The organism is Alloprevotella sp., assembly GCF_057240785.1.
On the sequence record NZ_DBHHRH010000009.1, the window covers coordinates 102,345 to 121,968 of the forward strand.

Consider the following 19,624-nt stretch of genomic DNA (forward strand, 5'->3'; position numbering starts at 1 on the left):
ATATCCTTACTCAGGAATTTCCACCACTAATTCATCATAAGCAAAAGAGACCGAGGGAGGCAAAAAAGCTTGACTCTCAGAATGACAGCCCGCATTATGACTCATATGAATCAAATATGTCCGACGCGGTGTAAGCCTTCTCACCAGAGCTAAAGCTTCTTGTATGTTTTCATGAGTGGGATGATTTCCATCTCGCTGCAAAGCATCAATAACCAAAGTATCTAAATCTTTAAGAAACGATAGATTTTCTTCAGGCAAGGTTTTTAAATCCGTGAGATAGGCCATTTGAGCAATGCGAAATCCTAAAATAGGCATTTTCCCATGCATCACTTGGATAGGAAGTATAGATAGCTCTTTAATTTTAAATGACTTCAATGGACGGACAGTAATTGTTTGAAAACGAGGAACGAATGTATTCTTTGATTCATGAAAACAATAAGGATACTTCTCTCGTATATAATCACATGTCTTTGCATCGGCATAAATTGGCATTGGACGAGCTATGCAGAAAGGTCTCAAGTCATCCAATCCCCCTACATGGTCGTAATGAAAATGCGTCACCAAAACACCATCTATCAACTGCGGAATACTGTTTCCATATTTTGCTCTTGATAAAAAATTACGAAAAGAGCTATCCACTGGAAGTGATGAAATCCAACGCAGCATTTGATAACGAAAGTCTGGGCCACAATCAATTAAGAGTCTAGTCCCTCGTTCTGTTTCCAATAAGGCTGAAGTGCGTAGGCGATGATCATGCGAATCGTCAGAAGAACAAACGCGACAATCACATCCAAGGGATGGATTGCCGCTACTTGTCCCTGTCCCTAAAAAGGTCAGTTTCATATCTATATGAATCTATCTCAAATAAAATTTACTTCAGGCTTTAGTTCTATTTGAAAATGCTGTTGAACATCATGTATAATTGCATCACTCAAATTCACAATATCTTGTCCATTCGCACCGCCCAGATTAATAAGCACCAAGGCTTGCTTGGGATAAACTCCCGCCCGACCAAGTGTTTTCCCTTTCCATCCCACTTGCTGAATAAGCCAACCAGCTGGAATCTTAACACCTGCAGGCATCTTATAATGAGGCATTTCAGGATAGATGTTCAACAACTCATGAAACTTTACTTCGCTGACAATGGGATTCATAAAAAATGAGCCAGCGCTTCCTATCTCCTTTGGATCTGGGAGTTTACTGCGACGCACTTCTACTACAATATCACGAACTTGATGCGCTGTGACATCTGCCTCGGTCAGTCCTCTTGATTCAACTTCTCTACGCAATGCGGCATAAGTCAAATTTAAATGAAAAGTTTTCTGAAGACGATAATACACATGAGTCACAATATATTGTCCACGCAACGCATTTTTAAAAATACTGCTACGATATGCGTATTCGCATTCTTCCTTCTGAAACACACGAGGTTCGCCAGTAGCTATACATACTGTTGCAACTTTTTCTATATATTGTTCAGCCTCCGTGCCATAAGCTCCTATATTTTGTACGGCACTTGCACCCACTTCACCGGGAATGAAAGAAAGATTTTCCAATCCATAAAAACCATGACTTAATGTCCAATCCACAAAATCATCCCAATCTTCGCCAGCTCCGACCTTGAGAAGGACAGAATCCGAAGTATTCTCAACAATCTCTTTACCTAATACACGAGAGTGGAGAATCGTGCCTTCAAAATTTTTCGTAAATAAGAGATTACTTCCCTCACCTATATGGAGCAATGGTTTAGGAAGATTTGTATCACAAAGCAATTCATACAATTCTTCTATAGAGTTGTATTCAACGAACATTCGGCAATGTGCATCAATACCAAATGTATTGTGCTTCAATAACGAGTAATTTTGTTGCTTAAACATTCTCAATTATTTTCCAAACGCGTCACCATCCATTGTCCGCGTACTTTTTTGAAGGTAATAATACTGGACATTGCGCCATCCGATGCTGCTACCATCAGTAGACGTTGCATCGAATTTGTATACTTTTGCCCATAATTTACATTAGTAATCACCCCCTTTGGAAGTTCTGGCGCGAAATCTTGCCACTGAACAGGCTCTCCTACACCAGAGATAGGCTTATATGTATCAGGATCTTGCAAAATCAGAGAAAAAGGACTCTGTATGTGCTTTATCTGATAAGAGCGATCGCTTGAAAATCTCTTATAAAAATTAAGGAAATCACTATTTTCATTTTCCTTAAGTTGTTCATCTATTAAAGAGGTCATCATCCAGCGACCATTTTTTTTGTCAAAAACATATTGTTTCACTCGATTTTTATTCAAGTAAATCCATTCTACCACAACATGAGCGAGATCAGGATCCTTCTGATTTTTTATTGATTTCTTTGAATCAAAAATCATCGTGTAAACCTCATTTTTAGAATAAAGCGGGTCAAACTTCCACTTTGCTTTTTCTATCTGTGTTTCTTTTCCATCTACAACATATTTAAGAGGAAAAGAAATTCTCTCCGATTGAAAACGGCGGTTTGACATAAAGTTGAAAGCAAAATCGTCGAAAACACCATCGGCCGCTGCAGGCGGTTCTGCTTCAGACAGTTTAGTTGAATCTGTCAATGTATCTTTTACTACAGTTGTGTCCTCCGTTTTTACTGTTTTTTGCTCTGAAGGTTTATTACCTCCACAAGAAAAAAGAAGGAGAAGAACTGAGAAAAGTCCTAAAAAGCATTTCATATACGAATTGAGTTACTTTATATAATGGCCGCGAAGATAATGATTTTATTTGGCACTTCTGATAGAATAAGTTAATTTTGCGCCTTAGAAAAAAAACAAAAGTAATGTTAGCAGAAAAAATACAAGAGCTCCTTGCACACGTTGAGGATTTAAAAGCGAAAAATGCTGAACAACTTGAACTTTTACGCATTAAATATTTAAGCAAAAAGGGTGTCATCAATGACTTGATGACTGAATTCCGCAATGTTCCCAATGAGCAGAAGCGCGAATTAGGCATGCGTATCAATGAAGTAAAAGCAGCCTTTCAAGATAAAATCAATTCTCTTCGACAAAGCTTAGCTACTCAAGAAGACGACCATAGCGATCTTGATTTAACGCGTACGCCCTACCCCATTGAAATAGGAACACGCCATCCAATCAGCCTCGTTCGTGATCGCTTGATTGATATTTTCAATCGGATGGGCTTCACAATGGCAGAAGGTCCTGAAGTTGAAGACGATTGGCATGTATTCTCTTCTATGAATTTTGCTGCTGACCATCCAGCACGAGACATGCAAGATACTTTTGTTGTAGAACAGCATCCCGACATTGTACTCCGTTCTCATACAAGCTCAGTCCAAGCTCGTGTTATGGAAGCAACAGAGCCTCCTATTCGCGTGATCTGTCCAGGACGTGTTTATCGCAATGAAGCAATAAGCAGTCGCGCCCATTGCTTCTTCCATCAGTTGGAGGGGCTTTATATTGACGAAAAAGTTTCGTTTGCAGATCTCATGCAAGTTATGTTGACATTCTCGCGTGAATTGTTCGGCCCTGAAACAAAAATACGTATGCGCCCAAGCTATTTCCCATTCACTGAACCCAGTGCAGAAATGGATATTAGTTGCCACATCTGTGGAGGTACTGGTCATAATGGTGACCATGATTGCGTTCTCTGTAAAGGTACTGGTTGGGTAGAGATTCTTGGTTGTGGAATGGTTGATCCGAATGTTCTTGAACTAAACGGCATTGACAGTAAGAAATACACCGGTTATGCTTTCGGCCTAGGCCTTGAACGCATTGCCAACTTGCTATATCGTGTTCGTGACCTCCGCTTGTTCTCTGAAAATGACAAACGATTCTTAGAAGAATTTATGGCTGCTCATTAAACTCTTCTTTCGGATAAAAAAATACAGAAAGCTCCAAGTTGAACTTGGAGCTTTTTCTATATCTTAAAATCAAGCACAAACAATACTTTTTCCCGAGGTCAATACTCTAACAGCCCATTTGATACATCTTCCAATCAAAATTTACAAAACTTCTAAAGTTCCACTATTAAAATGCCACTCTCCCAAAAACATATCCTACTAAAATTAAATACTCACACAATCAAAGAAAACATCTGAAGCGTATTTTTTTTGATAAAAGAGGAAGAAAAATACTATAAGGATGTTTGAAAACACTATAAGGATGTCAGCTGACAGAATAAGGCTATCAGTTGACTCCCTTATAGTATCTGCAAACAGATACTATAAGGGAGGAATGTCCCCTATTAGTAGCGTAACATAAGAAAAGAAATATAAAAATTGTTTGGGATATATAAAGAAAGTACTTAGATTTGCAGCCATCATTATAAAATCCAAATAATGATTAAAGATTCTTAGTATTCACCAAACAAAAAACCTATGAAAACGAATCTAATGAAATGGATGTTGCTCATGAGTGTAATTCTCATGGGGATTGTATCGTGCAGTGATGAAACAGAGAAGCCAACTTTGGCAACTCCTCAAATTGTACAACATGAGCAAACGGACGACAACCCTATCAAGTTGAGTTTCTCTTGGACAGAAGTAAAAAATGCAACTGCTTATGTCTATGAACTTTCAACAAACATAGATGGAGTGAATACCACAATTGCCAAGGGCGAAACTGCCACTACAAGCGTAGAAATCACTGAGAGCAAAGAACTTCTCCTCTCCTACGACACGAAGTACACTTTCAGTCTTATAGCAAAATCTCCACAACTAGAATCTAAATCAGTTAGTGCAGAAGTAACAACGTCGCCCTCACCTTTCAAAATGGAAGTAACAGAATTAAGCTATCGTGGCGCAACTTTTAATGTTACTCCTACTGATCCTAACATGCCTTATCAAACAGCTCAGACAGAATGGGATAAATACGCTAAATACGAATCAGACTCTATCTTTATCGCTAATTATGAGTTTTCCTACTATAAGGCAGTACCTCCTCCTTTCGTTCCTTGGTATGTTAAGATGGAAAGTGCGTGTCAAAAAGGAAATCACTCTTGGAAAACTAGAATTCTGAGTCCGGGGAAAACATACATGTTCTATTCTTACGGATGTAAATTCCAATACAAAGAAAACCCCAAGAATCCAGTTGTACTTTCCACTCCATTTGTAAAAGTAAAATTTACTACTCCTGAATGGAAGGCAACCAGCAAGATGACTTTCAATGTGACGTCTGTTAGTCAAACGCTCAAAGATGGTAAGGTAGTATCCGTTGTTAAAGTTGTACCTTCCTCTAACACAGAGAAATATTTTGTAACCTTTGTAGAGGATGAGTACGTAGAGAAGAACTATGGTGGCAAAGACTTTGAACTCCTAATGGGACGTATGGGTGATGCTGAAAAAATGGGTGTAGTAAGAAACTACAACTGGGGAGCTTCCAATCTGCTCCGTTCTGGAGAACAGACTATCTCTAATGCAGAAACAGGAATCAGTGTTGATCAAAATATCACAGCTGGTAAAAAGTATCATGTAATAGTCATCGGTATGAGTGATGATGGACTTCAAACAACAGAGATTAAGCGTTTAGATTTGACCGCTCCTTCCAAATAAAAAAACATAAACAACGCCGTTCCAATGCAAGAAAGTATATTCTAGAACTTTCAAGGCTTTGGAACGGCTCTAACTTTTATATCATATGAAAGCCAAGATTAGTTGGGTGCTTGCAATATCTAGCATCTTTTTGCTAGTAGCTTGTTCATCGGAAAATAATGGTAGCGAATCATCTCCCTTTACGGTGACAACACCAGAATCTTCCTTAAAATTAGGAGTTGAGAAGAATAGTAAAAAAGAAGTCAGTTTCTCCTGCCCTGAATCTTGGAAGGCAAGTGTAAACGTGGACTGGGCAACTGTATCGCCCATGACAGGTACTGCAGGTAAGCAGGAAGTAAAAATTATTGCAAAAACATATAATAACACAGGAAAAGTTCGCGAAGGCATATTACTCCTAACCTCCACAGCAGGAAGTAGTCAGCTTAAATTTTCTCAAGAAATGGCCGATGTTGTTAATTTTAATCAGCAGATTTACAATGTTGACATCAAAGGTGGAGATTTAAGCGTGAAATTTTCTTCAAACATACGCGGATATAAACTTTTATTCGTTTCGCAATCTGCAAAACCAACTTGGATTAAGGCAAAGAAAGATGCTAACGTAGGAAGCAAAACAAGCGAAACAAATGAAGGATTGGAAGAGAGTGAATATCAATTCACCGTTGCTCCTAACGACACACATGAGAAGAGAAGTGCATCTTTCTACATTCGCATTGTAAATCCTAACGATCACAATAAAGTTTACATTACCTCTGGACTATTCAGCATCGTACAAGAAGGTTTACCCGTTGAAACTTCCACGGATTATTCTCGCAATAATTCCGTAAAACAATTACAGAAACATACCAAAGGGGCTGGTATTCCTCTTGTTCTCATGGGAGATGGTTTCGTGGACCAAGAAATTAACTCAGGTCGTTACGATGAGATTATGAATCAATCAATGGAGAACCTCTTCACTGAAGAACCCGTAAAATCACTCCGCGAATACTTCGATGTATGGCAAGTAACTCTTGTCTCTCAAAACAATGCATTCGGTGAAAAATACAAAACAGCACTCGACTGTGAAATTAAAGGAAATGGAAGTTCACTTATAACTGGTAATTTCGACAAGGTTCTGGCAGCCGTAAAGAACATTGAAGAGTTCAAAGCAGAAAGTCGCCTACACGAAGTAGTTACCGCCGTTATTCTTAATAGCCCACAGTATGCAGGAATAACAAACTTTGGTATTTCTTTCGATGGAAAGATGAGCAATTTTGCTATTGCGTATGTGCCACTCGTCAATAATGATGCTAAAAGCGAGGCCTATAGAGCTGTTCTATGTCATGAGACTTTGGGACACGGGTTGGCTAAATTACTTGACGAATATGCCTATGAATCAAACAATACAAGCATTCCTCTTGATCAAGTGAACAAATACAGCGAATTACAGAAAAAATATGGATGGGCACATAACATTTCTTTTTCTGCTACAGGAACTCCTTGGAATCATATCTTAGCTAATAAGAACTACCAATCACGAGATTTCTTCGGAGAGAAGCTTGGTATCTACGAAGGTGCTTTAGGCTATCTTCATGGAGGATGGCGCCCTACAGATGATAGCATGATGTTTCACAATCGACATGGGTTCAATGCACCATCACGAGAGGCTATATACAAACGTATAATGTCTACAGCTTTTGGCGAATCATGGACCTACAACTTTGATGAATTTGTAAGATTTGATCAAGCACACTTACCAAGACCAACATCTGTGCAAGCATCAACAAGGAACCACTTCGAAAAGGAAGCATTCTCCATTATTGGTGAGCAACCTCAACTCCTTGCTCCGCCCGTTATTGGGCGCTAAGAGAGACTAAAGAACTTCTTCTATAAAATCATTGCTGTCTGGCAGACGAAGAAACAGAATTTCACCGTTCTACCAGACAGCAATTCATTTATAAAAGATACAAAACCGCTTCCTGCATCAGAGTATCAGAGCGTGAGAATAAAATCTTCAGCCTCCTTTAGCGTATTTTGTTTACCTACATCAAGCAAGCGGAGATTTGAAGAAAAAACTCCTCGAAACGACAGTTTGTCGCAGGTCTGCAAATAGAAATCCATAATAGGAAAAACCCTTGGAAACTCTTCTAAAAAAGAGAGCAAACGAGGAGATACTAAATGGATGCCACTAAAAGCATATCGGCGTAAAGGAATTATATCCAGATTCGGAAAAGGCGTACGTACTTCTCCTGTCTGAATATTGGTCCAAGCGCGCAAATAATTATTCTCATCAAAAAGAAGATAACGATTTGTCATACGTTCACTAACCATCAAGGCTGCATCAGCATCTTTATTTGACTCATAAAACTCACGCAAAGGAGCATTACTAAGAATATCCACATTATGAATCAATATGGGATTATCATTAGGTGTGAAAAGTTTCATAGCTTGACGCAGCCCGCCCCCCGTATCGAGAAGTTCTCCGCGTTCATCACTCACATGAATAGGTATTCCAAAATCATGCTTATTCAAATAGCTAATGATTTGTTCAGCAAAGTGATGTACATTTACAATAACCTCTGTGGCTCCTGCCTCACGCAGACGGGTCAGTGTATGCCATAAAAGAGGTTTTCCAGCAACAGGTACTAAAGCTTTTGGCATTGTATCTGTCAGAGGTTTCAAGCGAGTTCCACGTCCCGCAGCAAAGAGTAGTGCTTTCATTTATTGCGATGAAAAAGCCTTCTCAAAAGAGAAGGCTGTAGTCTTATTTTTCGAATTTTGTATAAACAACAGAAATTGACAGATTATTACCTGTTGGGCCTCCTTGTAATTTAACGCTCGACAGGCCTAATTCGTTTCGAACTCGAAGAAGTTGGCGAGTAGTTTCTCCCGTCAGGTTATTTTTCACTGTCGTATATTCTGAACTCACAGGTAGAAGTGCTACTTTATTCCAATTAGGATTAACTGATTCCCAAGCAGCATATTTTGCGCGCCGACTTGCTTCAGATTCACCAACGACAACACCAGCACCTTTATCTCTGGCGCGTTTCATTGCCGAAAGTAACTGACCTATATTATTAAAAACGTATGCGTTATAGTCTGAGTTATAATCAGCCGTATAACTTGTTAGATTATCTGGTAATGTCTTTGTTTCAAAGAATGAATACATCTCTGATTTCGGTAACAGAATAAGTGTTGAAGGTTTCGTCAGAGTATAATTTCCAGAAATGGTATTATTCAAACAACGGAAAGTTATTTTTGCTTGATTGATAGAATCAGTATAGTGGTTTCCTCCTACAATATCATCAACTGGCAATGCTACCTCTGTATAGATACCGACGGGAGATTTCACATAAGAATACTGGTTCGTGGCACTAAGCATTCCGGTGGGCAATTGATTATCAACGTGCGTATTTTGAATAACCTCTTCCGTAGCAGCCATAGATTCTTGTCCACTACAGATACTATCTCTCCCTGTAGCTGTCTTCTGAAGGTAGCGGAAATACAGATTCAAATAGCTTGTTTCTACTTTCAGCATAGAGCCAACTCCGTCACTCGTCTTAAAATAAAAGCCTGGACAGACATGATGAATAAAGCTATAAGAATTTTTAAAGTATGCAGGATTTTCGTAATACTTATTGACAATGTATTGTGCGTACTCTTTTGGCAGTCTCACTACAACACTCCCTTTAAAAGAGTCTGCACTTGTGCGCAAGTCACGTCCTGTCAAATCACGAACACTATAAGTTATCGTCTTCTGGTAAGGACTCGTGGTACTCACGTACTGTGCAGGATTTATCGTAGTATAATAGTGTGCTCCTTCCTTCATTATTTTGTTCGTATCCAATTCCTGTACATAGAGCTTCATCGTTGTCAGAGAGTCGCCATAATAGGTCTTAAAATAGAGACGAATATCACAAGAATCCACACTTACCATACGATTCTTGGCAGGAAACGAGTAATTCTCTCGCATATGATATTGAGCCAAAAAATTGCAAGAAGTTGTAGCATGACTTTCTGGATCTACGATTGAACCCAAATAACAAGTACTCGTATTGGCCAAAACAGAATCCATCTTAATTGAACGTGATGTCACACTATAGGTAGCCTGAGACGTGGCAATCTTATCAAATCCAGGCAAAACACCTGTTCCCAGTGTTGCTGTATCATCGCTGCAAGACGCAAGAGCTCCGACAAGAGCAAAAGCAAATAAGGGGGCAGTATACTTCATTGATATGTATTTAGCTATTTAGACTGCAGATTCTGTGCTCAGCACAATAATAAAATCTGCTCTATATTATTCGCGAAGATAAAGAATTCAAATAAATCAACAAGATTTGTTTAACGAAATATCACGAATTTAGCGAATTTTGTCTGAGAAAGGGAAAGAGCTTCTTGACATAAATTCGCTAAACTCGTACTATCTAATTGTCAATCCAATTAAAGCGTTTCGTAGAAAGCAGTATAGGCATCGCTCGTAGGTTCGCCAGGATACTCAAGGATAGGCTTTCCTATTTTACGAGCAAAGTCTAGTGTTTCTACTGCCACACCTTCTTCCGTCTGAATTAGTCCATCACTGAAGGTCACTGCTAATTGTGCCAAAGCATCTGGACTAGAAAAATCAATGTTTGTGTTATCCAATAATTGATCATCAATGTTACGGAACTTCAAGCATTCGCGAAAATTAGCAGCAGGATTATTCTTTGGAGTTTCACCATACACCGAGAATACTACTTTTGTATCTTGGAAAGCAGGCTCATTATGATAAGCTGTTTTTATCAATAAAGGGGCAACGGCAGAAATCCATCCATGACAATGAATGACATCTGGAATCCAACGTAATTTTTTAACAGTTTCAAGCACGCCTCGAGCATAGAATATTGCACGTTCGATGTTGTCAGGATATTCCGTTCCTTCCTCATCTGCTAACATACCGCGATTTTGGAAATAGTCATCGTTGTCGATAAAGTAGACTTGCATACGTGCCTGTTGAATAGAGGCAACTTTTATCACAAGCGTATGATCTGTATCATCGATTATGATATTCATTCCCGAAAGGCGGATCACCTCGTGCAACATATTGCGACGCTCGTTGATATTCCCCCACCTCGGCATAAATGTTCGAATCTGACGGCCCGACTCTTGTACTAATTGAGGGAGCTTTCGTCCCATTCTTGCCATTGGAGTCTCTGGGACATACGGGATTATCTCTTGGGTGATAAATAAAACTTTATCTGCTTTCATTTAGTTTTGTAATATGAAAGAACATATCTCTGAAATAAAGGAGTATGTCCTAGCCTTCAACTTAATTCCAGTGCAAAGATACAAAAAAAACCGAAAAAATGAGCACTCCAAATCGCAAATTCTATGTTTCTCACCACTCTGAGTATGTTTAGAATAAGGGAATTTGTTTTTTCTATCAGTTTACCGTAATTTTACGCCTCGAAAATTTAGGGTGTTTTTCAAAGAATGCCACAACTCAAAACACAAACTAAAGATGTATATTGCAAAAACCGTAAAGGAACTTACGGATCTCCTAGAACAGGAGCGCACAGCAGGCAAGACCATTGGTCTTGTTCCCACAATGGGTGCTTTACATACAGGACATGCCTCTCTTGTATCTCGCTCTGTTAAGGAAAACGACATTACCGTTGTTAGTGTTTTTGTTAATCCCACACAATTCAACGATAAAAACGATTTAGCTAACTATCCCCGCACTCTGGAAGCTGATGCACAACTATTGGAAAGCATCGGAGCGGATTATGTCTTCGCACCCAATGCAGAAGAAATTTACCCAGAACCAGACACTCGCCATTTCGATTATCCCCCTATTACAAGCGTAATGGAAGGTCCTCGCCGCCCAGGCCATTTCAATGGTGTGTGTCAGATAGTAAGTAAGCTATTTGATATGGTAAAACCTCATCGTGCTTATTTTGGAGAAAAAGACTTCCAGCAAATAGCAGTTGTTCGTGCAATGATTGAAGATCTACATATCCCCGTAGAACTTTGCCCTTGCCCTATTGTTCGTGAAGAAAGTGGATTAGCCCTAAGCAGTCGTAATACTTTATTGACAGAAAAAGAACGAAAGCTGGCAGTAAACATATCTAGGGTTCTCTTTATCAGCGTTGACTATGCACAAAACCATTGTGTAGGAGAAACACACGACTTTGTTGTTAATACTCTTAATGAGTTAGACGGACTGAATGTGGAATACTTCGAAATCGTCAATGCGCATACGCTACAAAATGTACAAACATGGACTGATGCTACTGAAATTCAAGGATGCATCACTGTATATTGTGGTAAGAAACCAATCCGGCTCATTGATAACATCAAATATAAAGGATAAATTTTATGGTTCTAGATCTTCTGAAAGCAAAGATACATTGTGCCACAGTTACAGAGGCCAATCTGCACTATATGGGTAGTATAACCATCGATGAAGATTTGATGGATGCGACAGGTATTCTGCCAAACGAACATGTGCATGTCGTCAACAACAATAATGGAGAGCGCATTGAAACATACGTTATCCCTGGTCCACGCAAAAGTGGCTGTATCTGTCTGAATGGAGCTGCCGCCCGCAAGTTTCAAGTAGGCGACGCTGTCATTATCATGTGCTATGCTGGCTTTACTCCCGAAGAAGCTAAATCCCACAAACCAATTGTTATTTTCCCTGATGAAAATAACCAACTCTTGAAATAAACAGAAGCTTCATTATAAGACAAAAGCACTACCCACAATCAGTGAGTAGTGCTTTTATTTTATCCATATATAAAAAGGATAGATGTTAAACTATCTCTTCCTCTTGCTCCAATAGATCCATATCTTCACGCTCTGAAGGTATAGGGCGATTCGGATTCTCTTTCGCACCGAGAGCTTTCAGTTCGTTGCCTTTTCGAACAACACTCTGTCGGCCTGAGAAAACTTTTTTCTCTGCATCTTCGTATGCTTTCAGCGAATTGCGCAAAGCATCTCCAAGCTTCTGATAACGCTTCAAGAAATCACCCAATCTATCCAACAACTCCTCTGCGATATGAAAAACTCGCTGCTGATTCTCCGCTTGCTGATATTGCCGCCAAACAATCTGAATGATACGCAATATCGCCATCAGATTCAACTCACCAGCAATCAACACTTTATGGTCGAAAGCATCATACCATAGTTTGGAGTCAGCAGTCAAAGCCAGCTGTAGCGCACTCTCATTTGGAACAAACATCACCACAAATTCTATTGACTTGCGGGGAGCCTGAACATAACTACTATAATCTTTCTTCGATAAACGCTGATACTGATCACGTATGCTCCTCACATGGGCCGCCAATGCAGCTGTACGTTCTTCTTCGCTCTGTGCATTCACATAATCGTCATAAGCTTTGAGCGAAACTTTTGCATCTATAATAACATCTTGCTCATGGGGATAATGCAAAATCGCATCGGGTTGCATCGATGCACCTGTATCGATATTTTTTAGATCTTGTCCCAAATCATCACGCAAGCGAGTTTGTAAATCATAATCAATCCCTTCGCGCAGTCCCTGACATGAGAGTAAATTACCGAGAATCACCTCCCCCCAATTTCCTTGTGCCTTATTATCTCCACGCAAAGCTTGAGCTAAATTCGCAGCTTTCTCCCCCACTCGCTCGTTGCTCTCAAGCATCTGTCGGAGTTGTTCTTGAAATGTAGCCGAATTAGCAGCTGATGTTTCACGGTTTTGAGTAAGTTCTCGCCGCATCTCTCCAATGGCTTCTTTCAAAGGTTGCGTAATCTGACCAATTGAATCTGAATTTTTCGACTTCAGTTTTTCCGCATTACGCTCTAACAGTTGTTGCGCCAAATTAGTCATTTGCTCTTTTGTGGCATTCATCTGTTCTGTTAGCTTCTCTGCTCGCAACTTAGCCTCCTTATCTGTTTGTTCACGAAGCAGATGGAGCTCTGTCGCTTTCTGCCTCAGTTCTAAATTTAGCTGCATCAGTCTTTTCTGAAGTAGCACATAGGCAATGGCCATTCCAAGTGCCACACCTATTACTATATACAATATTACTTCCATATTGCGAAGTTAGAAAAAAAACAGTACATATCACCTTTCGTTTCTCTCCAGTTTTCGGGTACGACAAAGCCGAAATCCCACTCTCTCCAAAAGCGTATAAAAATATCTATTGCTGTCCGGTAAAAGTTTTACAGGTCAAAAAAATAAGGCTGAAACCCTCTTGCAGGATTTCAGCCTCTTTTGTTACTTTGCTTGTTGCAAAAAAAACGCTAGTAACATGAGCAAAAGTACATATTTTACCGGACAGCCGGTCTATAGTCAGGTCATAAAATTGCTGGATAAAGCCAAAATTCAACAAATTAGTCTTGAAACGCTAGGGAGCGAACGCTATGTGAAGCGTTTGACAGGCTGGAAACACCTCATCATTATGCTCTTTGGTGTTCTCAAACACTTTGATTCTCTGCGTGAATTGGAGATTGGAATGAAAGCCGAGACCATGAAACTCTCCCATTTGGGTCTTGACTACGTTGTCCGTCGCAGTACGCTTGCAGAAGCCAACCAGCGGCGTCCACAAGAGTTCTTTGCCAAGGTTTATGCCTCCCTGTTGGAACGCTACACTCCATTTTTAGCGGACAGCCGACCTGTGGGCTGTCAAAAAGCGTGGGAGAAGCAGCTTTATATGATAGATTCTACCACTATCACGCTCTTTGACAACATTCTCAAGGGAGTAGGCCGACATCCCAAAAGCGGGAAGAAGAAAGGCGGAATGAAGGTACACACCATTATGAAGTACCAAGTAGGTGTACCTATGGTGGTAGAACTGACCTCTGCTGCCAAACACGATCATTATCTTCTCAAAAAGGTGCACCTGCCCCAAGATTCCACCTTGGCAATGGATAGAGCCTATATAGACTATGCACAGTTTCAAAGGCTTACGGAAGAAGGTGTCTGCTATGTGACTAAGATGAAGAAAAACCTCAACTACCAGGAATTGGCTTCTACAGCCTATGTTTCTCGTGATGGTTTGGTCACTCATATCGACAAACACATTCTTTTTGAGAAAGAGAAGGTAAGGCACGAAGCCCGATGCGTAGAGCTATGGAGTAATAACTCTCGTAAGTCGGTGACGTTACTGACTAATAATTTTGAACTATCGGTTGAGGAACTTGCTGAAATCTACAAACGAAGGTGGGCTATAGAAACTCTCTATAAACAACTGAAACAGAATTTTCCTTTGCACTTTTTCTATGGTGAGAGCGTGAATGCCATCCAGATACAAACCTGGGTGGTACTCATTGCCAATCTCTTGTGCACAGTACTGTCCAGAATGATTAAAAGACACGTTTCTTTTTCTCAAATCGTAACCATGCTTAGATTGACGCTCATGTATTACACCAATTTCATCGCTTTCATGGAAGATCCCCAAAAGGATGAGTGTGCAATTTGGGCTGAAAGAGCTAAATCCCCACCCTCGGAACCATCATTATTTGATTAGGGGGCTTGCTTTTTGAAAATGAAACCCCGAAGTCCTATTCTAAAGGGCTTCGGGAAGCTTTCTTGTGCCGTTTGGAAGTTTACCGGACAGCAATAAAAAATATCCTTATAGCGTTTCAAAATGCAATAAGGATATCAGCTGACATCCTTATTGTATTCGCTGATATAATAAGGATAATCTCGACACTGAACTATCTGCGAAGACACAGAAAACAGCTACGACTAAAAATAAAAATCCCCGACTCTGAAAGCCGGGGATAAAATATAAACATATTCCACCTATTTAGTTAGGAAATGTAGGGCGCGCAAAGCGCTTACCCTTATAAGTTGAAATTGTCCGAATCATTTCTGCATTGCATTCCTGCAAACCGAGAGCATTCATATCCTGAATAAATTCATCATACATAGACGGTGTGAGGATATACCATTTATCACCATAGTCGCCCACACGCATACTTACCTGACGTAGGAAGCCCCACTTTTCAAAGAACGGAGTGAGATTATAGCCTGTCAAACGGCTCACCTTGCGGATGTAGTTGAAAATAAATGGCACGCTATTGCTATACCAACCGCGAGATGGAGCCACAAAATTATGGGTTGTCCAAACCGATGTGGGATAAGCTATCTTATAGGCATTCCATTTCACATTACTTCCATTCTGAGCAGATGCCAACAATTCATATTTGTCGAGACCATTCTGCTTTTCAATCTTAGAACCTTCTGCATTGTCAGACTGACGCAGACTTTCATACCAATCCGGAGCAATATCAGGGAAACCATTCTCAGAGAAATAATTGTAGAGGTCAACAAGCGGAGCAAGCGCATGGTTTACGCCTAAATCCTGCAATGCCCAACCGCGCGTAGCGTCTACGCTGCAAGCCGTTATAACAGAATCGGCCCCCATTGTTCTTGTGAAATCTTGTAATTCTGCGTTCCAGTTTACTTCGTCTTGATGTAAGAACGCCTGACGACGATGCTCACTGACTTTTCTTTCACTAGCATAAGCGTTATCGTTCAGTACAACATTATTGGCAAAGTTTATCCAATTACGGAACTGACCTTCACGATCATAGGGATACCCCATGTGCATCACATTATAATAGGAGTTCATATTGTTGCTAACCTCCGACATACCAGCCCAGTTGAAGTAAGGCAACATCTGGTGCTGATGTCCCCATTCATGAGAGAGACCCCAGATTGCATCTTCATCATTGTAGACAAGCGTTCTACAATTAAGCACGCGGCGCTCTTGAGTGTGGTGGAAACTTACACCGAAACCGCCTTGGAACATATAATAGGTATAGTTCGAATAAGCCATAGTGCGGAGATTAGGCAGAGAATTGTATTTCTCAAAGCCCAACAAACGTTGCTCCCAAGTAATGAGTGTATCAAGTACATTCATATACTGACGATAGCCTATACTAGTACCATCTGTTGACTTACAATAATTGTGCAACCCCTTAGAAGTCCAGACAGAGTGAACATGTTTGCCAACAACATCCATACAAATATTCTTTGCATTTCCTGTCAGTGCGTGCATTTCTTCGTTCGTCTTCTCTGGACTCAAATAGCCGTTGACCTGGCCATTGATAAAGTGAGCCTTTATTGGGGTATAATCAGAAGAGTTGCCCTCTGCCGTGTAGCAGATATAAGCCAAACCATCATAGCCAAAAGTGTAGTTAATGACATTGATACCATTGTTGAGAGCAAAAGTAGAAGTAATAGGGTTACCACCATCAAAATTACCCCCATCTTTTCCTTCGTACCATGCAACAACCTTCAACGTAACATTCATACCACTTGGTATACCGCGCACAACCACTGCTGTAGTTGAGCCAGAAGGGATATTGATACCTGTTACGCCAGAAAGTTGGTCGTAATACTTACCTGGAGCATTCCAAAGCTTGCTGTAATAGCGTGGAGAATTATAACAAGGATATTCTGCTACGCGATATTTTGTTGAATAAGTACCATCGTAAATCTGATGAGCCAGAGCACGAATTAAAGGTACACTAATCGTATCAATTTGAGCTTCTGTTACACCAGGTTTCAAAGCTGTATAGAGGTCATCGGTAAAGATATCAAAAGCTGACATTGAAGTACGCTGACGGAACTCCATTTCAGCACAACTTGCAAAACCGCCTGCGCCAGACAATACGCGGAACTGAATCTGCGCAACGTTCTTGAGCGGAGTTCCAAAGGATATTTGCTTAACTGAGTTGTCACCAGACCAGTTAAACGTCTTGTATAGAATGAAAGCACTTTCATCTTGAAGACGAATCAACACTTGCACCTTCTCAAAAGAACCGTTCGTTTGGCTATCCTGACGAGGAACATAATTGATATAATCAATCTGATTGTTGCCCGAGAAGGAATAAGTCAAAACAGCTGGATTTGATTCGGTAACATTAAAGCCACCTGCTCCCCAAGCAGTATGCCAAATAGAAGCATAATCCTTATCGAGAGTCAGATTTGCGGAATGACCCGACATAGAATTATTGGCCGTAACATTTGTTGGGCGAATAACAGGATCTTGCGGAAGTTCGTTTGCACTAGCATCTGCCTGCTGTGTCAGCTTCAGCACTTGGCTAAGATCTGTCGTCGTACTTTTGAAAGTTATATTAGCTATACGGCTCTCACCATAATAGTTCTGATCCACATGCACAAAGATACCATTCTGGCTCTTTGTCACAGTGGCCCAGGCTACATCACTTGTTGCGGTATAGTCTACGTTGGCTGTGATATCGAAGCATAAAGTGCGTTCCTTATAATTGAGAGTCTGATTGTGAGGAGCCACAATCATTGGCAAAGCCCCTGTAGGCAGAGTGCTCTGAGCCGTGGAGGGAATTGCTGCTAAAAGACTTATCGCAACAAAACCTGTCAACATTGTTTTTCGTATATTCTTCATTGCTACTGTCTTTTATTTATTGTATAATACTTTCTTTCCATTTATAATATATAAGGTACCATTTTCAGGTGTAGCTACACGTCGTCCCTGCAAGTCGTAGATAACAGCTGAAGCATCCGTTGTAGCCTGAATAGTAGCAACACCTGTAGTCTGATCCTTACCCACCGCAAAAACAGTAGTTTTGATATTCAAGCCAGGATAATCGCGCTGCGTAAGAACTGCATATACTTTTTTCTTGGGAGTCATAAATGTAAACTTACCGCTACTAGCAGTATAATCCAAAGTACGCTTAGCTGCTGAAGCTTTCTCTAGTTCAGCTATATTGCCAGATTCATCTTCAGAAAAGAAAGTGAAGTTCACGGTATTAGCCCCACCGCTATCCTTGCGGTAGTCAGTAAGATCTAAAATATATTTAGTATTATTCTGCGCGCTATAGCCGTCCACATTTTGCTCAACATAATATGCGCCATTATCTGCTTTTTTCAATCTACTGGTAATGTCCAAGTCTGCCTGTGGAGTATAAGCAAAATATCCAGTAGCAGGTTGGAAGCGTGATACAGGGAGAGAGCGGAACGAAAGCGCATTGCCTCCGCAATTCATCGAACCTAATTTAATAGAAGGAATGACCAGATTTGACATATTATTGTTGGACACCGACAAATCATAAAGATGGCTACTCTGGCGAACATCCAATGTTGCCAGCTCATTGTTATCAAGGATGAGTTGTCGGAGTTCTGGAAGTCCAGTAGAAGAAGCCATAGTGACGCTAGACAATTTATTATCGTTAGCAACAAGAGTCGTCAATGACCCAACACGACTTAGATCAAGGCGAGTAAATTTATTGCCAGCACACTGTAAGGCATCTAAATTCACATTAGAAGTTACATAAATACCCGTAAAGTTATTGCCGCTCACATTGATATGCTGCAAAGAAGCAGTACGAATAATAAAATTGCCACCATTGTTCAAACGCTGCATTCCATTATTAGCAAGGTTAACATTCTCCAATAATGGATTCTTAGCCTCACTCAGTGTCAGAGCTGAAATCTGATTTCCGCTAACATCTATATCCGTCAGTTTACTTAAACGTGTAACATCAAGCGTCGTCAAGCGATTGTTCTGACAATAGAGTGACTGAAGAGAGTTTGCTCCAGTTACGTCGAGCGCTGTCAATTCTTGTCCCTCACAAATAAGTGTGGTCAATTTGCCGGCACTTGTCAGCGTAATAGTTTGACCTTTTACTGTTCCTGTCAAAGTTTGTAACGGTGTGTTTGCCACTTCATAGGCAACGGGAATTCCATTGCCCCAGTCCACCCTCACGTTTTGGGCAGAACGATTGACGACCAAGGTTAGTGCTGCTCCAGAGCCTTTGCTCGTGGTCAACTTCACCACTTGATCTTGAGCGTGCGTACAAAGAAAGTTACCCATGGAAAGTACTGCACACACAAGAAGTTTCTTTTGGTTCATAATTAAGCTAGAATTATTGTCTGATATATAGTTATTTATTAAATTGGGTAACAAAGATAGCCAAATATCTTATTAGAGAAATTTCCAGCTTCATATTTTTCTTTGCTAACTGCAGATTCCAATATAGCAACGTATAAAAAGACAATAACAAGAGAAGTTTACATATTACGCAACTATACATACTAAATATAATCACATCTACAAAATGAAAATCAAGCATCTCTAGCTTTAGTCGATCAGTAACGACT

At 40.3% G+C, this 19,624-nt stretch carries 15 protein-coding genes; 6 read left to right on the forward strand and 9 right to left on the reverse strand.

All coding sequences use genetic code 11. The features are described 5' to 3' along the window. Nucleotides 1–6 precede the first annotated feature (6 nt). Genes ACO4R2_RS02735 through ACO4R2_RS02745 form a run of 3 tightly spaced genes read right to left on the reverse strand, consistent with a single transcriptional unit; the run spans nt 7 to nt 2,707 of the window. Nucleotides 7–843 (reverse strand): MBL fold metallo-hydrolase, encoded by an 837-nt coding sequence (locus tag ACO4R2_RS02735; RefSeq protein WP_484769071.1) that lies wholly within the window; start codon nt 841–843, stop codon nt 7–9. Between the two features lie 17 nt (nt 844–860). After that, the gene (gene murB, locus ACO4R2_RS02740; RefSeq protein ID WP_484769072.1) at nt 861–1,877 is read right to left on the reverse strand and encodes a UDP-N-acetylmuramate dehydrogenase; all 1,017 of its coding nucleotides are present in this window, start codon (nt 1,875–1,877) and stop codon (nt 861–863) included. Between the two features lie 2 nt (nt 1,878–1,879). Continuing rightward, the gene (locus ACO4R2_RS02745) at nt 1,880–2,707 is read right to left on the reverse strand and encodes a DUF4348 domain-containing protein (protein ID WP_311490294.1); all 828 of its coding nucleotides are present in this window, start codon (nt 2,705–2,707) and stop codon (nt 1,880–1,882) included. A 104-nt stretch (nt 2,708–2,811) separates the two neighbouring features. Between ACO4R2_RS02745 and pheS the strand changes: the two genes are divergently transcribed. The 3 genes from pheS (at nt 2,812) to ACO4R2_RS02760 (ending at nt 7,384) form a co-directional block, all read left to right on the forward strand. Further along, entirely contained in the window at nt 2,812–3,852 is a 1,041-nt protein-coding gene (gene pheS, locus ACO4R2_RS02750; protein ID WP_311490293.1) for a phenylalanine--tRNA ligase subunit alpha, read from the forward strand. Nucleotides 3,853–4,368: 516 nt separating this feature from the next. Next, nucleotides 4,369–5,541, forward strand: a complete 1,173-nt coding sequence (locus tag ACO4R2_RS02755; RefSeq protein ID WP_484769073.1) for a hypothetical protein — start codon at nt 4,369–4,371, stop codon at nt 5,539–5,541. 85 nt (nt 5,542–5,626) lie between these two features. Then, the gene (locus tag ACO4R2_RS02760) at nt 5,627–7,384 is read left to right on the forward strand and encodes a M64 family metallopeptidase (protein ID WP_484769074.1); all 1,758 of its coding nucleotides are present in this window, start codon (nt 5,627–5,629) and stop codon (nt 7,382–7,384) included. A 125-nt stretch (nt 7,385–7,509) separates the two neighbouring features. On the opposite strand, the gene ACO4R2_RS02765 is transcribed toward ACO4R2_RS02760, so the two are convergent. From ACO4R2_RS02765 to ACO4R2_RS02775, 3 genes are all read right to left on the reverse strand, one after another. Next, nucleotides 7,510–8,238, reverse strand: a complete 729-nt coding sequence (locus ACO4R2_RS02765; protein WP_484769075.1) for a nucleotidyltransferase family protein — start codon at nt 8,236–8,238, stop codon at nt 7,510–7,512. Between the two features lie 43 nt (nt 8,239–8,281). Then, nucleotides 8,282–9,748 carry a DUF4270 domain-containing protein gene (locus ACO4R2_RS02770; protein WP_484769076.1) on the reverse strand — a complete coding sequence of 489 codons (1,467 nt, stop codon included), beginning with the start codon at nt 9,746–9,748 and terminating at the stop codon, nt 8,282–8,284. 209 nt (nt 9,749–9,957) lie between these two features. Further along, nucleotides 9,958–10,761, reverse strand: coding sequence for a glycogen/starch synthase (locus tag ACO4R2_RS02775; protein ID WP_311490288.1), 804 nt, complete (start codon nt 10,759–10,761; stop codon nt 9,958–9,960). 253 nt (nt 10,762–11,014) lie between these two features. On the opposite strand from ACO4R2_RS02775, the gene panC reads away from it, so the two are divergent. Together panC and panD are read left to right on the forward strand one after the other, a co-directional pair. Continuing rightward, complete coding sequence (gene panC, locus ACO4R2_RS02780; RefSeq protein ID WP_484769077.1) at nt 11,015–11,866, forward strand: pantoate--beta-alanine ligase; 852 nt, start codon at nt 11,015–11,017, stop codon at nt 11,864–11,866. A 5-nt stretch (nt 11,867–11,871) separates the two neighbouring features. After that, nucleotides 11,872–12,222: an aspartate 1-decarboxylase gene (panD, locus tag ACO4R2_RS02785; RefSeq protein WP_315090155.1), complete on the forward strand. Its 351-nt coding sequence runs from the start codon at nt 11,872–11,874 to the stop codon at nt 12,220–12,222. 85 nt (nt 12,223–12,307) lie between these two features. Here panD and ACO4R2_RS02790 read toward each other — a convergent pair whose 3' ends face one another. Then, entirely contained in the window at nt 12,308–13,567 is a 1,260-nt protein-coding gene (locus ACO4R2_RS02790; protein WP_484769078.1) for a DNA recombination protein RmuC, read from the reverse strand. Nucleotides 13,568–13,784: 217 nt separating this feature from the next. On the opposite strand from ACO4R2_RS02790, the gene ACO4R2_RS02795 reads away from it, so the two are divergent. Then, nucleotides 13,785–15,002, forward strand: coding sequence for an IS4 family transposase (locus ACO4R2_RS02795; protein ID WP_484768887.1), 1,218 nt, complete (start codon nt 13,785–13,787; stop codon nt 15,000–15,002). A 282-nt stretch (nt 15,003–15,284) separates the two neighbouring features. Here ACO4R2_RS02795 and ACO4R2_RS02800 read toward each other — a convergent pair whose 3' ends face one another. Both ACO4R2_RS02800 and ACO4R2_RS02805 read right to left on the reverse strand, forming a co-directional pair. Further along, nucleotides 15,285–17,909, reverse strand: a complete 2,625-nt coding sequence (locus tag ACO4R2_RS02800; protein ID WP_484769079.1) for a M60 family metallopeptidase — start codon at nt 17,907–17,909, stop codon at nt 15,285–15,287. Nucleotides 17,910–17,921: 12 nt separating this feature from the next. Then, a complete protein-coding gene (locus tag ACO4R2_RS02805) occupies nt 17,922–19,376 on the reverse strand; it encodes a leucine-rich repeat domain-containing protein (protein WP_484769080.1) in 1,455 nt (484 codons plus the stop codon). Nucleotides 19,377–19,624 lie beyond the last annotated feature (248 nt).